The 13,731-nt window shown below is 46.5% G+C and carries 12 protein-coding genes; 4 read left to right on the forward strand and 8 right to left on the reverse strand.

Features of this window, described 5'->3' with window-relative positions; all coding sequences use genetic code 11:
• Position 1 precedes the first annotated feature (1 nt).
• Positions 2-709: a lipoprotein-releasing ABC transporter ATP-binding protein LolD gene (gene lolD, locus OO774_RS10795; protein ID WP_264902371.1), complete on the reverse strand. Its 708-nt coding sequence runs from the start codon at positions 707-709 to the stop codon at positions 2-4.
• Complete coding sequence (gene lolC / locus OO774_RS10800; protein WP_264902373.1) at positions 702-1,910, reverse strand: lipoprotein-releasing ABC transporter permease subunit LolC; 1,209 nt, start codon at positions 1,908-1,910, stop codon at positions 702-704. Before lolC ends, lolD begins: the two co-directional genes overlap by 8 nt.
• Before the next feature lie 252 nt (positions 1,911-2,162).
• On the opposite strand from lolC, the gene OO774_RS10805 reads away from it, so the two are divergent.
• From OO774_RS10805 to OO774_RS10820, 4 genes are all read left to right on the forward strand, one after another.
• Positions 2,163-2,732 (forward strand): PilZ domain-containing protein, encoded by a 570-nt coding sequence (locus OO774_RS10805; RefSeq protein ID WP_264902375.1) that lies wholly within the window; start codon positions 2,163-2,165, stop codon positions 2,730-2,732.
• Between the two features lie 5 nt (positions 2,733-2,737).
• A complete protein-coding gene (gene mfd / locus OO774_RS10810; protein ID WP_264902377.1) occupies positions 2,738-6,199 on the forward strand; it encodes a transcription-repair coupling factor in 3,462 nt (1,153 codons plus the stop codon).
• Between the two features lie 7 nt (positions 6,200-6,206).
• Positions 6,207-6,977: a peptidoglycan binding protein CsiV gene (locus OO774_RS10815; protein ID WP_264902379.1), complete on the forward strand. Its 771-nt coding sequence runs from the start codon at positions 6,207-6,209 to the stop codon at positions 6,975-6,977.
• 84 nt (positions 6,978-7,061) lie between these two features.
• Positions 7,062-7,610 carry a GNAT family protein gene (locus OO774_RS10820; protein WP_264902381.1) on the forward strand — a complete coding sequence of 183 codons (549 nt, stop codon included), beginning with the start codon at positions 7,062-7,064 and terminating at the stop codon, positions 7,608-7,610.
• A gap of 294 nt (positions 7,611-7,904) precedes the next feature.
• On the opposite strand, the gene OO774_RS10825 is transcribed toward OO774_RS10820, so the two are convergent.
• The 6 genes from OO774_RS10825 to OO774_RS10850 form a co-directional block, all read right to left on the reverse strand.
• Entirely contained in the window at positions 7,905-9,194 is a 1,290-nt protein-coding gene (locus OO774_RS10825; protein WP_264902383.1) for an NAD(P)/FAD-dependent oxidoreductase, read from the reverse strand.
• 554 nt (positions 9,195-9,748) lie between these two features.
• Positions 9,749-10,288, reverse strand: coding sequence for an alpha/beta hydrolase YcfP (gene ycfP / locus OO774_RS10830; RefSeq protein ID WP_264902385.1), 540 nt, complete (start codon positions 10,286-10,288; stop codon positions 9,749-9,751).
• A gap of 75 nt (positions 10,289-10,363) precedes the next feature.
• Entirely contained in the window at positions 10,364-11,245 is an 882-nt protein-coding gene (gene thiK, locus OO774_RS10835; protein WP_264902387.1) for a thiamine kinase, read from the reverse strand.
• 24 nt (positions 11,246-11,269) lie between these two features.
• Positions 11,270-11,860 carry a penicillin-binding protein activator LpoB gene (lpoB, locus tag OO774_RS10840; RefSeq protein WP_014231275.1) on the reverse strand — a complete coding sequence of 197 codons (591 nt, stop codon included), beginning with the start codon at positions 11,858-11,860 and terminating at the stop codon, positions 11,270-11,272.
• A gap of 52 nt (positions 11,861-11,912) precedes the next feature.
• Positions 11,913-12,305 carry a YcfL family protein gene (locus OO774_RS10845; RefSeq protein ID WP_014231274.1) on the reverse strand — a complete coding sequence of 131 codons (393 nt, stop codon included), beginning with the start codon at positions 12,303-12,305 and terminating at the stop codon, positions 11,913-11,915.
• A complete protein-coding gene (locus OO774_RS10850) occupies positions 12,305-13,702 on the reverse strand; it encodes a hypothetical protein (protein WP_264902389.1) in 1,398 nt (465 codons plus the stop codon). Before OO774_RS10850 ends, OO774_RS10845 begins: the two co-directional genes overlap by 1 nt.
• Positions 13,703-13,731: the final 29 nt, after the last annotated feature.

Consider the following 13,731-nt stretch of genomic DNA (forward strand, 5'->3'; position numbering starts at 1 on the left):
ATTAGCCCTCCATCACAGATGCTTGTGGAGTCAAACGATCCACCAGCAAACCGTCTTGCATGTGCATTTGGCGATCCATCTTCGCGGCCAACTCTATGTCGTGTGTCACCACCAAAAAGGCGATGTTCGATTCTTGGTTTAACTCGCGCATCAAGTCATAGATAGAAAGCGCTGTATTATGGTCCAAGTTCCCCGTCGGCTCATCGGCCAGCACCAAGTCTGGCTTGTTGACCAATGCACGAGCAATCGCCACACGTTGACGCTCTCCGCCAGATAACTCTGACGGACGATGATCGATACGGTGACCTAGCCCTACTTTCTCCAACAACGCTTTTGCTGAAGCTTTTGCTTGCGGAGCTTTGGTTCCACCAATCAAGAGCGGCATTGCGACATTCTCCAATGCCGTAAAGTCCGCTAACAAGTGATGAAACTGATACACAAAACCGAGGTGCTTATTACGCAGTGCGGCTTGCTTGTTTGAACCGAGTGACGAGAGGTTTTGACCTAAAAAGTCCACCTCGCCGTGCGTCGCATCATCCAGCGCTCCGAGAATATGCAGCAAAGTGCTTTTACCCGACCCCGATGAACCAACAATAGAAACCAGTTCCCCTGTCTCAATATCAAAACTGACCCCTTTGAGCACTTCCGTATCTAGCGAGCCTTCTCGGTAGACTTTACGAATATCACGACATTCTAATAGCTTATTCATAGCGAAGTGCCTCAGCAGGTTTAACAGAAGATGCTCGGAAAGAAGGATAAACAGTCGCAGCCAGGCTCAGAGCAATTGCCAATACCACCACTAACAGGATCTGAAATGAATCAATCAAAATAGGCAGGCGTCCACCAAAAGAGAACAATGCGACACCAGCCGCCTCTAGAATCACATTTAAGTTGAGCGATAACGTCACGCCAGCTAAGCCCCCAACAATCGCCCCAATCACACCACTGCTGGCGCCCTGGACCATAAAGATCGTCATCACTTGAGATTGCGTCATACCTTGAGTTTTAAGAATGGCGACTTCGGCTTGTTTTTCCATCACCACCATGATCAGCGCCGAGATAATATTAAACGCGGCAACACCAACGATCAGGCCCAACATCAAACCCATCATGTTCTTTTCCATTTTCACCGCCTGGAAAAGTTCACCACGCTGGGCACGCCAGTCACTCCACTGCCAACCTTCTGGCATTGGTTTATCAGCGAAATCCGTCACCATAAATGGGTCAGAGAAAAAGACACGCCAGCCAGACACATTATCCATAGGCAAGCGCATCAGCTTGGCCGCATCGGTCATATTGACGATCATAAGCTGCCCGTCGACGTCAGAGCCAGTATTAAAGATACCAGCAACGGTAAAATTACGTTGGCTGGGAATACGGCCAATCGGCGTAAACTGGGTGGCATTTGTCACCATCAAGCGAACTTTGTCTCCGATAGAAACTTTTAAAGAGCGGGCAAGACTGTGACCCAAAAAGACCTGGTATTCACCTGCCTCTAAGGCAGAAAGTCGACCTGCAATCAAGTGATTCGCGATTGGGTCTCCCTTTTTAGGCTCAATACCGATTAAATAACCGGCGGTCAGTTGTGCGGCACTTTGAATGACGGCTTCGCCACGCACGACAGGTTCCGGCTCTGCGACTTGAGAAATCGTTTGGATAAACTCTGGTGCCGTTTCAGTTAACGGCGTATTGCCATCATTGTGAGAAATCACGGCATGGGGCAACACGCCCAGAATGCGTTCTTTCAGTTGCGCTTCGAAGCCGTTCATTACCGACAAAACCGTCACCAACGCCATCACGCCGATAGTGATGCCTGCAGTCGACATATAAGAAACAAATCGGCTAAACCTATCCCCAGAGCGACCCCGGAGATACCTCAAACCGATAAATAATGAGATAGGATGATACATATAAGACAAACCAACCGGCTGTTTTGATATTAAGACTAAACTTTGTCGGCTATCTTACCTTACTCTTCTGATGAAAAAGACAAGATAATCGCTAAATTTGTCAACGACATGCAATAAGTCTGCATTTAGAGCAAAAAGTTCACGCGGAAAAACCGGTAAACTTGATAACTTCATTCAGTTAGCGATAATCAGTGCCTTACTCTCTGTTTTGTGAAACAAGCCGAGAGCGCTCCAAGGCCAAAGGACAACCATATGACAGAGCAAGAATATTTCACTGTTCACCACAACCTCACCATCAACGTGGAAGCGTTAGGTAATGATTTTGCTTTGCCAGATGAAGAAACCTTTGTTGCCGAAATTCCGGCACCTTTCATTGTTGCCAGTGAATTCAGTCAGTTAGATATGCTGGCAGACAACGCTCGTCTGGAATTGCAAAATAAAGACCTAAAACACGTCATCAGCTTGCTCGATACTCAAAATACCAAGCTAAACCTGCTATTAAGCTTTATGCTGTCACAACAGGATGATGCATCCGTCAGATATCAGACAACGCAATTTGGTGCCAGCCAATTGAGCTACCATGCAGATAATGCGTTAGACGCGCAGCAGTTAGTGCGCGTGAAACTCTTCCTCGACAACCCGGCTGCAGCGATATACTGCTACGCTAAAGTCGTAGAGTGTGTCTCGTCGGAGCACGGCTTTGTTATCACTCTGAAATACAAAATGCTCAGAGACGCCGATCAAGATCTATTGATCAAAGCCGCCTTATATCAACAACAAAAACTTTTACGTCAGCGCTCGCTGGAGCGAGATAAAAAATAACTCCTATGACAAAAGCAACAATACTTTCCGTCACCAACCCATCTGAGCGTGGCGATAAAAAACAATTAGGTAATTTACCTGGTGCCGCTCTGCCACTTGCGATTGCAGAACTGGCGAAACAGCATACAAGTCACTCGCTACTTGTTGTGCCTGACCCGCAAATCGCCTTAAAACTGCAAGCCGAAATAGAGCAGTTCACAGACCAACCTGTCAGCCTTTTTCCTGACTGGGAAACTCTGCCATACGATAACTTTTCTCCGCACCAGGAGATTATTTCGGACCGGATTGCACGTTTGTACCAGTTACCGACCCAACACAACGGCATCACTATTGTGCCTGTCAGTACCGCGTTACAGCGTCAATCTCCACGTGACTTCTTGCTGCAACATACCTTGATGGTAAAAACTGGCGATCAATTTTCACTTGAAAAGCTGCGCGTTCAGTTAGAAAACTCTGGCTATCGTCATGTTGATCAAGTATTTGGTCCGGGTGAATACGCAAGCCGCGGCTCTATTTTGGACCTCTTCCCAATGGGTTGCGATGACCCATACCGTATCGATTTTTTTGACGATGAGATCGATACGATCCGCACATTCGATCCAGAGAACCAGCGCTCAATTGAAGACATCCAGCAGATTCAGTTGCTTCCCGCTCATGAGTTCCCGACCACCAAAGAAGCGATTGAAGAGTTTCGCACCCGCTGGCGAACCCAATTTGAAGCGCGTCGTGAGCCTGAATCGATTTACATGCAGGTGACCAAGGGAACGTGGCCGGCAGGGATTGAATACTGGCAACCCCTGTTCTTTGAACATACAGAGACCCTGTTTGATTACTTGCCAGAAGACTCGCAACTGATCACTTATGGCGATATTGAAGCCGCCGTAGAAACGTTCTTAACTGACGTCGAGTACCGTTACGATCAGAAAAAAATCGATCCATTACGCCCACTGCTTGCTCCGCACGATCTGTGGTTGAAGAAAGATGAACTCTTCAGCCACTTTAAACAGCTTCCGCAAGCTCAGTTGCATCTGGACAAAATCGTCCAGCGTGGTGGTCGTCAGAACCTGGCGGTGCAGTCATTAGCAGAACTCGGCGTTCAGCAACAGAATAAAGAGCCACTTTCTCGCCTGCGTCAGTTTAGTGAGCAGTTCACCGGTAAAATCATCTTCTCAGTGGAATCAGAAGGTCGACGTGAAGCGCTCACAGAACTTCTACAAGGCATTAAAGTTCGCCCTGTCGTTCACCAATCCTTCTACCAGGCGCTCGCTTCCAAAGACAGGTTTAGCTTGATTCTGGGTGCCAATGAACATGGCTTTATTCATGATGAGCAGAATTTTGCCCTTATCTGCGAAAGTGACCTGCTTGGTGACCGCGTTATTCAACGCCGTCGCAAAGACAAAAAAACCGTCAACAGCGACACTGTTATTCGCCACCTTGCCGAGCTAAAGCCAGGCCAGCCAGTTGTTCATATCGACCACGGCATCGGTCGCTATATCGGCCTGCAGACTCTCGAAGCAGGAGGTATGAAGACCGAATACGTAACACTTGAGTATCAAAATGAAGCCAAGTTGTACGTACCGGTTTCCTCGCTGAACCTGATTGGTCGTTACTCTGGTGGTGCAGAAGAGAGTGCGCCTTTGCATAAACTCGGCGGCGAAGCATGGGCTAAGGCTCGCCGTAAAGCCGCAGAGAAAGTGCGTGATGTGGCAGCAGAGTTACTTGATGTTTACGCCAAACGTGAACTCAAACCAGGCTATAAGTTTGCCCTCGACCGCGGCCAATACGCCACTTTCAAAGCGACATTCCCATTCGAAGAGACCGACGACCAGGCAATGGCTATCAATGCCGTGATGTCCGATATGTGCCAAGCGAAAGCCATGGACCGCTTAGTTTGTGGTGATGTTGGTTTTGGTAAAACCGAAGTGGCGATGAGGGCAGCGTTTGTCGCGACAGACAACAGCAAACAAGTCGCGGTGCTGGTTCCAACCACCCTGCTTGCCCAGCAACACTTTGAAAACTTCCGTGACCGTTTTGCCAACTTACCCATCCGTGTAGAAGTGCTCTCGCGCTTTAAATCGGCCAAAGAGCAAAAAGCAATTTTACAAGACGTCGCAGAAGGCAAAGTCGATATCGTGGTTGGCACACATAAACTGCTGTCGAGCGATATCCGTTTCAAGGATCTTGGTCTGTTAATTGTCGATGAAGAACACCGCTTTGGTGTGCGTCAAAAAGAGAAAGTGAAAGCAATGCGTGCAGATGTCGACATTCTGACTCTCACCGCAACGCCGATCCCTCGAACGCTTAATATGGCCATGAGTGGAATGCGCGATCTATCCATCATTGCGACGCCGCCAGCACGTCGTCTCGCAATTAAAACCTTTGTGCGCCAGCGTGAAGAGTCGGTGGTACGTGAAGCTATACTGCGTGAGATCATGCGTGGTGGTCAGGTCTACTTCCTGCACAACCAGGTCGAAACCATCGAAAAAACCGCCGAAGATCTGCAAAAGCTGATTCCAGAAGCGCGTATAACCGTCGCACATGGCCAAATGCGTGAGCGCGAGCTAGAACGCATCATGAACGACTTCTATCACCAGCGCTTTAATGTCCTTGTGTGTACTACGATCATCGAGACAGGCATCGATGTTCCAACCGCGAATACCATTATCATGGATCGCGCAGATAATCTTGGTTTGGCTCAGTTGCACCAGTTACGTGGTCGTGTTGGTCGTTCTCACCACCAAGCCTATGCGTATTTACTGACGCCGCATCCAAAAGCGATGACCAAAGATGCCATCAAACGTCTCGATGCCATTGCTTCTCTCGAAGATCTTGGCGCAGGCTTTACACTCGCCACCCATGATTTAGAGATTCGCGGCGCCGGTGAACTGCTTGGTGATGAACAAAGTGGGCAAATTCAATCGGTTGGCTTTACACTGTATATGGAGATGCTTGAACAAGCAGTTGAAGCGCTGAAGGAAGGGAAAGAGCCTTCACTCGATGAGTTGCTGCGCGAACAAACTGAAGTGGAAATGCGTATTCCTGCGCTGTTGCCGGATGATTACATCCCTGATGTAAATACTCGTCTTTCCATGTATAAGCGAATCGCGAGCGTTACCAATGCTGATGAATTGTCAGAATTAAAAGTGGAATTGATTGACCGCTTTGGTCTTTTGCCTGACGCGACAAAAAACCTGTTGGCTGTCTCAGAACTGAAATTTGCCGCAGGTAGTCTGAAAGCGAAAAAGATTGAAGCCCATGATAAAGGCGGATTTGTCGAGTTTTACCCTGATGCTGACATAAATCCAGCGTATTTGGTTAAACTCCTGCAATCACAGCCACAAAAATTTGCGATGGAAGGTCCAACTAAGTTCAAGTTTAGCGTACCATTAACTGACCGACGCAAACGAATTCAGTTTGTTAAAGACTTACTGAATGATTTTAAACAGAATTTATTACCAACGAGCTAATAGTCGAATGAGAATACTGATCCCGTTATTACTTCTTTGTGTCTCCATGCCCTCTTGGGCTCAACGTCAATTTGATATTGAAGTGCTCATTTTCAAACGCACCGTCGACGCGGAGAACACAAGTGAGTCTTGGCCAGACCAACTACCGAAAATCGACATGACCAATGTTGGCAGTTTAGATAGTGACGCTTATCGCTCATCTAAAGGCGTGTCCTTACTGCCTAGCTCTTCGTTTCGCCTAAATCCGCAAGAGGCTGCACTGAATAGTCACGCCGGATTTAGAGTGTTAAAGCATGTAGCTTGGCGACAAGGTGATCGGGGACAAGGCAGTGCACCAACCTTCCGCATTGTGGCTGGTCGCGATTTTTCTGGCTCGTATTATTCAGATGGCAGCCCTATCGATGGTAGCCAAACTACCTTCGCTAGCGATGGTTACAGTGAGTCAAACGTAAACGGCCCATTGTATGAGCTAGATGGCAAAATTCAGGTCTACGTTCAGCATTACTTGTTTGCAGAAACAACAATGGATTTGCGTGCTCCTGGCGTCAGACAAGTTCGTTTTGAGCCGAAACCTGTTGAACAGCTTGCAGAAGAGATGGCTGAAGCTGACGCAAATGTTCAAGTTGGCAACTTAGCAGACGTATCTCCAACCGTGACAGAAGAGAAGTTCCTTAAGACTTACCGCCTTGATCAAAAACGCCGCATGCGAAGCAGCGAAACACATTACCTGGACAGCCCTTTAATGGGAATGATCATCCAGGTACGCCGTGTAAACTAAACCATAAAGATAATAAAAGCGCAGCTCAGGCTGCGCTTTTGTTTTATAACTAAAAAACGACCAGTAAGGGAGTCATATCAATTCATGAGCCCCGATTTTGAAATTATTACGCCGCGCTTAGCTTTACGTCTTATTCCTGCCGATGATGCAAATGCTCTGCATACGCTGCTTGCCGAATCTCCTTCTCTGCATACCTGGTTAGACTGGTGCGGTGAAAACGTGTCACTCAAATACGCACAGGATTTCTTGCTTTCCACACGCTTGAATTGGGTGAAAACAGAAGCTTTTGGCTTTGGTGTTTATGACCGCGAAAGCAATGCCCTTCTTGGCATGGTTGCGATTAATGAGCTTTACCATACCTTTAACATGGCGAGCATCGGCTATTGGATTGCCGACCGTTATCAGCGACATGGCTACGCACAAGAAGCGGTCTGCGCACTAGCCGAATTCTGTTTCGCTAAACTTAGCCTGACGCGTATCGAAATTGTCTGCGACCCTGATAATACTGCCAGTCAGGCACTGATCGAATCCGTTGGTGCACACCAAGAGGCGATTGCGAGAAATCGCTACATCTTTGACGGCAAACCAAAAGATGGCATTGTCTATTCATTGCTACCAGACGATCTTAAGTAACTTTTGGGATTTAGCTGCAGAAAAACACAAAGCCACCGACATGCGGTGGCTTTTTATTTATGCCCAAACATAAACTCGCTTTGCTGAAGCCAAGCAAGCCCTTGCTGTATTATAAATGCCGCTCGTTTAGTAGCTAACGGCATATTTAAGCCTCCGGTCATCCTGAACAACGACAAAGGAGTGTGATTCAGGATCTAATTTCCGCGCACTTTATGGTCGAAATAATTACATTAACGGCTCAGCTTGCTGGAATGACACGGATAAAATCGTTAAGCGATTGGCATTATTGTTGTATTAATGCAGCTTCAAATTAGGACGCAATACACGGTTGATACGACCAACCAGCATCATCAAGCCAGTCTTGAAAAGGCCGTGCAACGCAATTTGGTGCATACGGTACAGTGAAATATACACCACGCGAGCGATACGACCCTCAACCATCATTGAACCTTTAGTCAGGTTGCCCATCAAGCTGCCCACTGTCGAGAACTGGCTCAGAGAAACCAAAGAACCATGATCTTTATACACATAGTCTTTTAGTTCACGACCGTTAATCATCGCAACAATATTGCTGAATGCTCGGCTTGCCATTTGGTGAGCCGCTTGCGCTCGTGGCGGAACAAACGAGCCGTCTTCTTGAGTACACTGAGCCAGGTCACCAATAACGAAGATGTTATCGTCGCGTGTGGTTTGTAAGGTATTTTTCACCACCAGCTGGTTGATTCGGTTCGTCTCCAAACCAGCGATGTCTTTGATGAAATCAGGTGCTTTAATACCTGCAGCCCAAACCATGATTTTAGCCGAGATCTTTTCGCCATCTTTAGTCGTCAAGCCATCTTTCTCAGCTTTTGTCACCATAGTCGCAGTACGCACATTTACACCAAGTTTGGTCAATTCTTGATGTGCTGCTGTCGAGATTCGAGAAGGAAGCGCAGGAAGAATACGTGGACCTGCTTCAATCAAGTTTACATTGAGCTTACTTGAGTCTAAGTCACCAAAGCCGTAAGCACGTAGCTCTTTAATCGCATTATGTAACTCAGCGGACAGTTCAACACCTGTTGCACCTGCGCCAACGATTGCGATATCAACCGTACCATTACCACTTTTCGCATGAAGCTTAAGAAACTCATTGTTCATTTCGCTACGGAATCGGTGAGCCTGCTCTGGGCTGTCGAGGAAAATACAGTTTTCACGAACACCAGGCGTATTGAAGTCGTTTGAAGTAGAGCCTATCGCCATCACCAGAATGTCATATTCCAGTTCACGGCTTGGCATTAGCAGTTCACCATGCTCGTCTTTAAGTTCACTCAAGGTGATAACTTTACGTTCACGGTCAATGTCTTGAAGACTACCCATTTGGAAGTCGAAACTATGATTCTTCGCATGAGCACGGTAGCTCAATGCGTCGACACCCTCGTCTAATGATCCTGTTGCTACCTCGTGTAACAATGGTTTCCACAAGTGGCTCGCTTTACGGTCTACCAGCGTAATTTCCGCGCGTTTCTTTCGACCAAGTGTACGACCAAGCTTAGTTGCCAATTCCAGGCCACCAGCACCGCCGCCTACAACGATAATGCGTGTCACAATGATTTTCCTCTACAAAAATGAATAAATGGGTTCAGCCCGACGCTTCACTATCAGCCACGCTGATGAAAAGCATCCAACCGATGAATTCTTGGTTCTTAGAGGTGTCTCAAGTTGTTGGGATTAAAATAGATGCTTAGTTTTTCTTCATTTTTATCAATTGGTTATTGTGCATCTTCTACTGTGTCTGATGCCTAATAGATCAGACTAAAATGGGCAAGTTTTTTACCTGCTCTCAATAATTTTTTGATATTTGTCAAACAATTTTAATCCCGCTCATTATATAGAGACATGTTTTGAAGGCAACCAAAATCCTTGCTCAGAATACGGTTTGCCTACTTTATCGACCAGTCTACAACACCACCTTCGTGCCACATAGAATCACAACAGTAAAACAGTAGACGGAACACAATAATTGTTTAAAACAACTGCGAATCTGGGTAAGCCTAAAGCCCCGTGGAGAAGTCTCAGAAAGTCATTGTTCAGGATAAATTGAAAAAATAACACTCCGGAGAGTGCCATTTTTGTTCAGAGGCTGGATGAAATAATGCGTATCAGGTATTTTTAAACTCTTTCACTGCTTGTAAGTGATGAGAGATCTTCTTGAACTTATGGGTTTGAGTATCATCCCAAATGATTGGGTAGTGCTTTTCTAGCTCCGCGGCGGTTTCTTTGTTGTCGCGTACTTCGTCTTCTTTAGACAAAATAACCAAGCAATGTCCCTGATTTTTTGCTCGGAACTGGTCTACGCACTTAGTGGCAATATCTTCGTACTCTTCAGGACGGTCAATACGCCCTGCCATGTTTTTCTCAGGATGCAGATTTGGGTTGAAGATCACCTGCTTGATACCACACAGAAAACCAATCCGCTCAGACCAATATCCACCGAGGCCAACACCACAGATCAATGGATTAGGATCATCAGATTGATCAATAACCTTCGACACCTCTTTTAGTAGATGTTGCATATCATGTTTAGGATGAAGCGTACTGTAATTAATAAAGCGAACGTCATCGTCGATAAATTGTAATTGAAGAACTTTTTCGTGGTTACCCGGGCTAGTACTGTCAAAGCCGTGCAAGTAGATAATCATCTGTACCTCTCCCTGTATATATCTGGTACTTTTCGTAAAACTAACACTATTTCCTTACTCTTAAAGGGGAATATGTCACGAGTTATCAAAACAGTGATCGTCGATACACAATAAACCTTTAAACTCGTTAGCACTGTTTAAGTATTGTTCATCTCCCCACAATTGATAGGCCAGTAAATACCAAAGCATCGCCATGACTAACGCTCTTGGTTGCCACGCTCTCACACCATCCATCCAGGCTGAGACATCTTCAATATTTCGAATTTGGCAATAACGTTCTACTCCATCTTTGACCGGCACATCGGCAACCTGCAGTATCAGTGCTAAGTCTAATCGAGGGTCTGCCAACCCAGCATACTCCCAGTCGATAACTTTGACTCCTTCATCGCCCCTAACTAAGTTATAGCAACCTAAATCAAAGTGACACAATGCCAGTGGCAGCTGCTTTATGCTCGGTTCAGTGCGCCACTTCTGATACAAAGCCTCAAACTCTGTCTCTACATAGTTACCGTCTAATTCTAGCCAATAATGATCGATTCTGGACAGATAAGAGAAAGGAGCTACCGGTATGGCCTTGGATGGAAACGTATGAATCGACGCTGCAAGAGAAAGCAACTCGTCCAACTTGATACCAACACTAGTGAGTGTCTCCCCCTCTACCCACTCGACGAGAAGACCTTGTTCGTGGATGAATTCTGGTTTGGGTCCGATGCCAAGAGCCTCAATGGCACTCAGGACCTGATATTCGTTGTGACGAGAAATAATAAATGCCTGACAGACTTTACTCAACGGTCTCCAGACGTAGGCAAGCCCATCCGCCGTCTCTATGCGCCAACAACGGTTGGTCAACCCTCCTGTAAGAGTCTGTACTTTCACAGGAGGTTCTATGAAGAAGACATCAAGCGCATTCAGGGTTGGATCCAGCTGTTTAGCCTGTGGCCAAGAAAACAGTGCCATTGATGACTTCTCCATAACTATCGGTTAGAGACCGAATAAGCTCTTTGATTGCGCTTTGCGGATTTCAGTTTCATCCGCCCACTCGATCAAGCCGGTTTCGAGATCCATCAGTCTCATGGTCATTTTGTAGTACACGTCTTTGTCACTTCCCGCATTCTTCACAATGCTTGAAAGGTTGCCGTAAAGCATGTACTGCGCACCAACCATTTTACCAAACTGGATAGCAGTACTCTGATTGACTAGCTCATCGGTATTCTGGAAGTTTAGTTGCTGACGAACAGACTCGACTCGGTCCATATCGACAAAACGGAACTTACCTGAATTCAGCATTTTAGTAGAAATCGTGTCGGTAATAGACTCAGTATCAATATGCTCGCTGGTCTTATTTTTAATCCGTTCAACAAACACAATAGGACGCTGATCACGAGTAATTGCCGCTACAGAACCAGACATCATCATGCTATCGACCATTTCAGCAGCAATGGTTTGCAAGTCGGTAGAACCAAAATCAATGGTGGTAGTTTCTGTCGCTTGCGCATCACCGTAAGAGACCTTGTTAGAACACCCCCCCAAAATGACGGCAAGACCTAAAAGAGCAATAATACTTTTTTTCATGAGAGTTCCTTAGTTTATTCAATACCTACGCACTCTAGGCGCAAGCTAAAAATTAATTGTCTTGTGCTTCTCTGATTTGTACTCGGAATCGAGTGCCATTTGGATTCACTGTCACTTCAGAAAGTGTCACTGATTCAAAACCACGCACGATCGCTTTTCGCCACGGCCCCGGTTTGGTGTTCACTTCCAGGCCGTTATTGTCATACCAGTAAAAGCGGTAGAGGATATGCTGATCACCTTGATAGTTGCTATTAAGCTGAACCACTCCTCTTGGCCGGTCGTCGACATACGTGGTCGTAATCTTGTCTACCAGTAATCGACTGCCCAACACATTGTCGTTAAAAAAGATTTGCTGCGTCTGACCATCAATTCGGATACCGGCAGTGTTGTCTGCACACCCTGCCAAACCTACAATCAACGCTAAGCCAATAAGCCAAGATCTCATTACAATCTCCCCAGTTGTTTATGCCACACAGTCGAATGAGCCCCTTGACGCGAAACCCAAACTAATGTCGTTTGCTGCGCAGGCACATCAAATTGATAGACTTGATCCCCCAAGTTTAAACGTTGTGTGCCGGGTTTCACGATTTGAGAAGCGGTTTTTACTCTCGCAGGCAGCGTTTGCCAGCTTCGGGTATCAGGCTGTTCGGTTAATGTGTTCCAGACGTTAAACAGAATATTGCCAACATCATCACCTTTCGCCGCTGCTTCTTTGCGCACGCGATCTTTCGCCCAAACTCGGATAGCCTGACGAATAACAATCGTCATCAAACGCTCGTTAAGATCATTTTGGGCCATGGCATTGATATCGGCCAAAATACTCGAATTCAGTGTCGCGCCATTCAGGCTGACACCATTAAACCTCTGTGAACCTCGCTGCGGGTAATAAGGCAGTGCTAACGAGTAGATTGCCCATTTGTTTCGGCTATCATAAATGGGTAAATCGATGCGCCAACCTTGCAACGCTTCAACTACACCTTGTTCATCAAAGATGATAACGCGACCTTGTGCTTTGGTTAGTCCAGAAGGCGCCTTACCATAGCGCTTTTCTAACAGCTTAAGGTCTTCACGCATACCTAATTTCTTGGCAGCATACAGTGTGCTTTCTATCACTTGTTTATTGTCAGGCATCACCGCCAGAGCCCGTCGGTAATCCACATACGCGCTGTTCAGGTCACGCGATGCTTCATACAACAAACCTGAAAGGTAAAACAGATAGCCGTTTTGCACCGCACTGAGTTTTCCCCCTGCATCGGGATAGTTTGCCAGCACACTGCCCAAATTGGCTGACATACCTTGGTTTTTCAGATCTTCTTCTGCGGCTTGTAACGATTTCTCACGTGCTTTTCGTGCCGCTTCCTGTACTTGGTTAGCACGGCGGACCTCAACCAACGCGCCTTCCAGATCGTTTTTCTGCAGGTAATTGAGGCCCAGATATAAGTGCAGAAAGCCAAGCTCATAGTCAGCAGGTTGATAATCTTTGAGGTTATCATTGATGGCTAAAGCCCCGACGCTGGTGGTGGTCTCGGAGAGCGAGATAGTGGCTCGGTCTTGTTGAACACGAACAGCGCGATCGCTTTTCTCCAATGCACTGAGACTGGTTGGGTAGTCTTGAGCGAGAAATGAAAGTCTGCCTTTTTCGAAATTGCCAAGTATCTCACCACCCACATCATTCGACTGAAGTTGTTTGGCTTTCACATATTCTCCAGCAACCACAGCCTGATACATGTCTTGGTTTTGATCACTGTAATGGCTAAATAAATTACCCGCAGACAAATTAGCACAGCCAGTCGCCATAAGAGCCCAACTCACTAGCCCTAATAGCTTCACACCTAATTTCACATTTATCTCCACAAATGTGTGCCCAGAAA

Source organism: Vibrio sp. STUT-A11 (genome assembly GCF_026000435.1).
GTDB lineage: Bacteria > Pseudomonadota > Gammaproteobacteria > Enterobacterales > Vibrionaceae > Vibrio.

Coding starts and splice junctions, on each gene's coding strand:
- OO774_RS10805 (WP_264902375.1), top strand. CDS start 2,163: ATGACAGAGCAAGAATATTTCACTGTTCACCACAACCTCACCATCAAC.
- thiK (WP_264902387.1), bottom strand. CDS start 11,245: ATGGCACTGTTTTCTTGGCCACAGGCTAAACAGCTGGATCCAACCCTG.
- ycfP (WP_264902385.1), bottom strand. CDS start 10,288: ATGATTATCTACTTGCACGGCTTTGACAGTACTAGCCCGGGTAACCAC.
- mfd (WP_264902377.1), top strand. CDS start 2,738: ATGACAAAAGCAACAATACTTTCCGTCACCAACCCATCTGAGCGTGGC.
- lolC (WP_264902373.1), bottom strand. CDS start 1,910: ATGTATCATCCTATCTCATTATTTATCGGTTTGAGGTATCTCCGGGGT.
- OO774_RS10845 (WP_014231274.1), bottom strand. CDS start 12,305: ATGAGATCTTGGCTTATTGGCTTAGCGTTGATTGTAGGTTTGGCAGGG.
- OO774_RS10815 (WP_264902379.1), top strand. CDS start 6,207: ATGAGAATACTGATCCCGTTATTACTTCTTTGTGTCTCCATGCCCTCT.
- OO774_RS10820 (WP_264902381.1), top strand. CDS start 7,062: ATGAGCCCCGATTTTGAAATTATTACGCCGCGCTTAGCTTTACGTCTT.
- lolD (WP_264902371.1), bottom strand. CDS start 709: ATGAATAAGCTATTAGAATGTCGTGATATTCGTAAAGTCTACCGAGAA.
- lpoB (WP_014231275.1), bottom strand. CDS start 11,860: ATGAAAAAAAGTATTATTGCTCTTTTAGGTCTTGCCGTCATTTTGGGG.